This window comes from Sinorhizobium medicae, from assembly GCF_007827695.1.
GTDB lineage: Bacteria > Pseudomonadota > Alphaproteobacteria > Rhizobiales > Rhizobiaceae > Sinorhizobium > Sinorhizobium medicae.
In genome coordinates this window covers 1-5431 of sequence record NZ_VITA01000054.1, presented here as the reverse complement: position 1 = coordinate 5431, position 5431 = coordinate 1, and the positions used below count along the sequence as shown (strand labels likewise).

At 58.6% G+C, this 5431-nt stretch carries 3 protein-coding genes and 2 pseudogenes; 4 read left to right on the top strand and 1 reads right to left on the bottom strand.

The window, feature by feature from the left end:
• Positions 1-515: 515 nt before the first annotated feature.
• The gene (locus tag FB009_RS32410; RefSeq protein WP_024312262.1) at positions 516-707 is read right to left on the bottom strand and encodes a hypothetical protein; all 192 of its coding nucleotides are present in this window, start codon (positions 705-707) and stop codon (positions 516-518) included.
• 174 nt (positions 708-881) lie between these two features.
• On the opposite strand from FB009_RS32410, the pseudogene FB009_RS32405 reads away from it, so the two are divergent.
• The 4 genes and pseudogenes from FB009_RS32405 (at position 882) to FB009_RS32385 (ending at position 4659) form a co-directional block, all read left to right on the top strand.
• Positions 882-1772 (top strand): annotated as a pseudogene (locus tag FB009_RS32405) (glycoside hydrolase family 19 protein).
• A gap of 512 nt (positions 1773-2284) precedes the next feature.
• Positions 2285-2641, top strand: a complete 357-nt coding sequence (locus tag FB009_RS32395) for a BA14K family protein (protein WP_024312263.1) — start codon at positions 2285-2287, stop codon at positions 2639-2641.
• Between the two features lie 327 nt (positions 2642-2968).
• Positions 2969-3203: pseudogene (locus FB009_RS32390) on the top strand (hypothetical protein).
• A 1282-nt stretch (positions 3204-4485) separates the two neighbouring features.
• Entirely contained in the window at positions 4486-4659 is a 174-nt protein-coding gene (locus FB009_RS32385; protein ID WP_081613037.1) for a DUF3606 domain-containing protein, read from the top strand.
• Positions 4660-5431 lie beyond the last annotated feature (772 nt).

Below are 5431 nucleotides of genomic sequence, written 5' to 3'. Positions count from 1 at the left end.
CTCGGTAGGGAGCAAATTATGTGAGGCAACGGTTGAATATTCGGGAACAGTTTCGGCGAGGCAATGCGCGTCTCATCTTGGTTGTCGCGCTGCATAGCGGGTGAGGGCAACGCCCCAATCAATAAGGCAGGATCACCGCCGCTTCTTGGCGCCTCCTCGAGCGTTATTCCGAAACTTGGCGAGCGAACGCCTGAGCTTCGCGATCCGGCGGGTCACGTGCGCGATAATGAGAAAGGGTCTCTCGTTTTCCAGATTGATGACGCTGCCGCATCTTCGGCACGAAAGTTCATCGTTTGCCTTTACCCAGTCCACCGTCTTGCTGGCCTCGTGACCGCACTCAGGGCAGGGGATGTCGATCTCTTCGCTATTAAGCATGGCGGCACCTAGGTTGAGTTCGAAATGAACCACAACCAACAGCGCGGCGCAATGCTTAGTCTTTTACTCAAAACGGGTTAAGCGCGGCCCGTTCGACCGCCCCTTTCGGCGTTCGAAATTAACTCTGAGCTTGCGCCGGGCTAAGAGTCAGGTTCGACCGGTACTGTGACCGGCTCGATCGGCTTTGCAGCCAATTCCTTGAGGTCTTCGGCGAGGCCTGCAAGCTGCGCCGCGAAGTCAAGAAGATTTGAAGCGGCGCACTGTGCCGCGACTTCTGAGAGGTCACAAGCTAGTTCGATGCCGCCGGCGCTTTTTGCTTCGAGATCATCCATGTCCTAGTCCCCATCTCCATTGATTTGGATCAATGGCGAGGCCCGTCAAGGCCGCGGGCCGGTGACGAGCCTCTCGGCCGCCTGCGAGGGGCAAAGCGGCCAATGAAGCCCGGACACTGCCGGCCGCTACAAACCAGCCGCCGAATATTCCCCAATGACAACCAGGAGACATCAATGAGCGCCATCGCCGTTCAGCATGTGCGCGCTGCTGCAAAGGGCAAAGTGAACGAAAGCATCCTTGCATCCGTACTTGTGGCGTTGGAAAAGTACGGGGATCGATTCGGGATGGACCGGCCGCACCGTCTCGCCCAGTATTTTGCGCAGCTCATGCATGAGAGCGGCGATCTCCGCTACGACCGCGAGATCTGGGGCCCAACGCCGGCGCAGCAGTGCTACGACACGCGCACCGATCTCGGCAACACGCCTGCGAAAGATGGCGACGGCCATCTCTACCGCGGCCGCACCGGAATGCAGCTTACCGGCAAGGACAACTATCGCCAGTTCCGCGACTGGTGCCGCGCCGCCGGCCTCGATTGCCTGGACTTCGTCAAAGACCCGGACGCGGTCAACACCGGTCCATGGGAAGGCCTGATGCCTATGTTCTATTGGGCCACCCGCAACCTTAACCGCTGGGCCGACGAGGGCGACGCCGAGACTATCACGAAGAAGATCAACGGCGGCAAGAACGGTTTGGCCGATCGGCTTGAACGTCTCGCCCGTATGTCGCTCGTGCTCTTCGAATATCGCGCCGATAACGGTCTGCAATTCTAGGCTGACGAACGGCTGCAGGTCGACGGCGATGTTGGGCCCAAGACACGCGCTGCCATGCATAAGGCGCTTGTGGCACTCACCCCGGGCGAAGCGGCACGGCCGGAAGTCAAGGCGGCGCCGGGGACGGAGGAGAAGCCGGTGCCAGTACCGGTGACACCGCGTGGCCTCGATGCTGGTGGAAGTCGAAAGAGGTGATCACCCCGTCTGCATCGGCGGCGGCATTGCCGGCTTCCTCTACTGGCGCAAAGACGCCGATCGAAGGCCGTGGCAAAACAGCTCGAGGGGATGGCGTGATGTGCTCCACTCCGCGCCTCATCGCGGCTGCGGCCGCCCTTGCCATCGTTGTCGCCGTAGTTGTTCGGATCTACCGGCAGGGCGGCGACGAAGTCAGAACCTCCATCGAAAGGCAGAACAATAAGCTGGCCGCACTGCGGACGATGTCCGCTCTCGCTTTGACCTTTGTCCCCCAGGGATGTGGGGTTTCGGCGCCGGCAAGTGCCGCCTGTCTCCGGCGAGTGGTGGACGATTGCTGAAACGCCTTGACCCGCCTTACTTTGGAGCAGAGATTCCTGTGAACGATGGCGCCAGTTACCCTGTCACCGGCCGATTGGAGCGCGTTCGATGGCCACTCGATCGAGCGACGGGGAACTCGGCTCGCGTTCCCCTTGAGCGGTGCCGATTTGAATACGGGAAACCCTGCAGAAGTTTAAGCGTTAAGTGCGGCCCTAAGCTTCGATCGTAGAAAGAAGGTGAGATCTGTGAACGCCTCAACGCTCGCCATTGCGGTGCTTGCCGCGGCAATAGGTATGTCGCCGGCACGAGCCCAGACATGTATAGGAATTTGCAACGGCGGTACGGGAGGCAGCACCAACCACAACCTCTTCATCGAGAGAGAGTACCGAGACTTCCTGCAGCAGCGATATCCAAATTACGGCTCCCGCTATCGCGGCATGAGCCCTGACATCAGCATAGGTCCGGACGCAACTGTTGGTGGTCCCCGGCCCGGAGTGCGTCAAAAGTTTCGACTTCGCCAGCCAAGGGCAACCGACGCGAACAGGCATCTTCGCTGGTGCCAGGAGCGATACCTATCGTATCGACTGGCCGACGACACGTTCCAGCCGTTCGAGGGTGCGCGCCGCCCGTGCAACTCACCTTACAACTGAAGGGGCGAGAACGGCCGCTCAACGCGTGTCCGGAAGCACTTTCATGGCGAGCGTAACGGCACGCGTCGAGGGTTCTTGTGGGGAAATGTTCGAAAACCTGATTGTGCTCGTCGTGACTGCATCGCGATGCTCTCAGGCGCAGTTCCTAGTCCCTGCTCACGCGCGACCATCACAAAGTCCAGGTTGCTGCAGAAGCACATCGGACAATCTGGTGTTCACCGAACCGCGCTGCTCGCTGCATTCGAAGTGTTCATTTCAGTCGTCGCTGTCGTCGCTTGGAGCAGCGTGGCGGCGAAAATGTTCGTAACTCCATCCAAAGGCAGAACAATGAAGCTGACCGCACTGCGGACGATGTCCCCTCTCGCTTTGACCTATGTCCTCCAGGGATGCGGGACGTCGGTGCCGGTAAGTGCCGACGGCCCCGCCGGGTGGTGGGCACTGACTTGTCGGCGAGCGCAGCGCGACGTCAGAGGATCAGAGGAAAATAGACCGAACCGTCGTTGGCATCTGTGCCGCGGCCGACTGGACGACAGCGGAATGCGCCCGCCACGGCGAAGCGTAGCAGTAAACCATCCAGCATTGCATACGAGGGGCAGGGCATTGGCTGAAGCACAGGAAACCGAAAAGATGGTCGCAACTCCGAAATGGAGGTTTGAATATCACCTCAGTTCACCATTCACCCCAGCCCTGTATAATATTTGTGCCTTCCCCTCCAAATGCATTAGTCGAGTTGGCGACGCCCATCAACGGTTGCAATAAGATTGTGGTTCAGGTCAAGGAGACGGGCGGTTAGCAGGCGCCGCACGCTTGACAGGCACAGTACATGCCAAGCGCGGCAGTCGAAAAGCGCCACGCAAGATGAGCAGCCAGCGCGCAGCTTCGGCGCTGAAAGCGCTCCTCAGATCTCGAGAAGTTCTGGCTGCAAGTGCCTCGCCGAAAGACGAGCCATCAGGTCGAGTGTGTGTGGTGAACGACCATGCTCCCGGCTCAGTTCAATTTCAAACCCACATTGCGCAGCGTGCTTAACGGCCGCATTGAAGGCGTGCATGGTCTCGGTCAGTGGCGCTCCGCCTCATGCTCTTCGGCGTTCTTCGGGAACAGATAAATCTCGGCCATGGGCTCGGTTCCTTGCAAGTTTTTCCGGGTGCGAGCTTGAACCCGGTTCTTCTGAGAGTACAATAGGCATAAGCGACGTTCGAAGCGGTTCCCTTGAATGGAACAGGGCAATTGCGCCCCCAGCTAGGATGAAGAATACGTCGCGTTCGGAGCTGCAGCTGTCCCCCGCTGCAGCTCTATTTGTGTCAGCCACGATCCGGCTTTCGGCAGGTCAACACCCAACTCGTGAGCGTTCCCGCCGGTCTTGCTTGTATCGAACCGAATACGGCACCTCGTTGGCGTAAGACTTCAGTCCAATTCCAAACACGTTGTACGTCCTTATTTCACTGGCATGTCCAAGAGAGTATCGACGATAATTATGTTGCTGGTGGTCCTCGTCCTGCTCGTGATCGCGGTCTACGGTTTTCTTGGGGTTCAGAAGCTAATCTGATTGCGTTCTTAGAGCAAAAAAACAGCGCTCCGGCAGATGCGATTGGAGCGCTACAGTTGTCCGACATGTGCGACTGTCCGCTAGTCGACTGTCGGGAGGAGAACACTCACCTGAATGAGGAACGCCTTTAAAACAGCGTGCTGGCCGGGATGTTTCCGATCAATGCTTTTTAAAGGGGGGCAATTCAGGCCGGCTCCGATAGCGGCCGCGGCTCAACGCCTGACCGCGGAGCTAGGTTCCGATCTTGCCGGGACGTAAATCGCCCCTATCCTTCATTGTTCATCAATGGAGGAACCGCATGGCAGATAATCCGAAGAAGAAAGGCCGCGACCGTGATCTCGTTTCCGACCAGGAGCACGAGGTCGCCTATCTGATGAGGACGGCGAAGGTGACGCGGCAGAAGGCGCTTCAGGCAATCCGCGAGGCTGGGTCGAACCGAGACAAGGTGATGGAATACCTTGGCAAGCAATAGCGTACAAAACCGCCATGCCAAAAATGCGAGTGCCCGCGCGGGGGACGTCGCGGGCACTGCTAACAGGTTGGGGGACCTGGTGCCGCTGAAATGCGCGGCGCCAAAGTAACGCATCTATGGCCTCTTTGTTCCCAAAGAGGATCCTACGGTCTGGTCCGCATCCATTCCTCGTAGCCGAGCATGCACTGCAGATCCTCGGGCGCTATGCCGGGCCATTCACACCTGAGGATTGCTTCGTAGCATTTCTCAGCTTCGAGAGCTGCCTCCCTTGCTGAGCCGGCCTGGCCGTTCGGGCGCTTCCATCTGCTCGCGTTCTTCGCCCAGTTCCACATGAACCAGTTTCACCAGCCCATGTGATTCCAGTAAATGGACGCGATATGCCGGCTGCCGTCGTCGCCGCAAAAGTGCTTCGGATGGTTCGGCCAAGTCTGCCGCCATTTGTATTTCGGTTTAGGGAGATCGGACACGGCTGATCCCCCTCAATCAAGGTTGCAACATTTGCCTTACGTCGTGGAAGCGCCCGCAAATGCGCTCGGCGTGTTCTCAAATGTTCTCTAAGCCGAAAGAGTCAATTCGGCTTTTCGCGGGCCTGTGCGTTAATGGGCTAATGGCCAGAGCATCTTCGAAGAAGTCCCGCGACGTCGCCCCGCTTGATCCTATGCAGGCGCGCGTCGATCGTGAGCGCGACGAGCATCCCACGGCTTTCGTCTGTTGACGGAGGAGGAGCCGTCCGCTGTTTTAGAACTTCTGCTTTGCGCGCTTTGGCATGAAG

Excerpts from the sequence above, each read along its gene's own strand:
- FB009_RS32410 (WP_024312262.1), bottom strand. The coding sequence starts at position 707 with ATGGATGATCTCGAAGCAAAAAGCGCCGGCGGCATCGAACTAGCTTGT.
- FB009_RS32395 (WP_024312263.1), top strand. The coding sequence starts at position 2,285 with ATGTCGCCGGCACGAGCCCAGACATGTATAGGAATTTGCAACGGCGGT.
- FB009_RS32385 (WP_081613037.1), top strand. The coding sequence starts at position 4,486 with ATGGCAGATAATCCGAAGAAGAAAGGCCGCGACCGTGATCTCGTTTCC.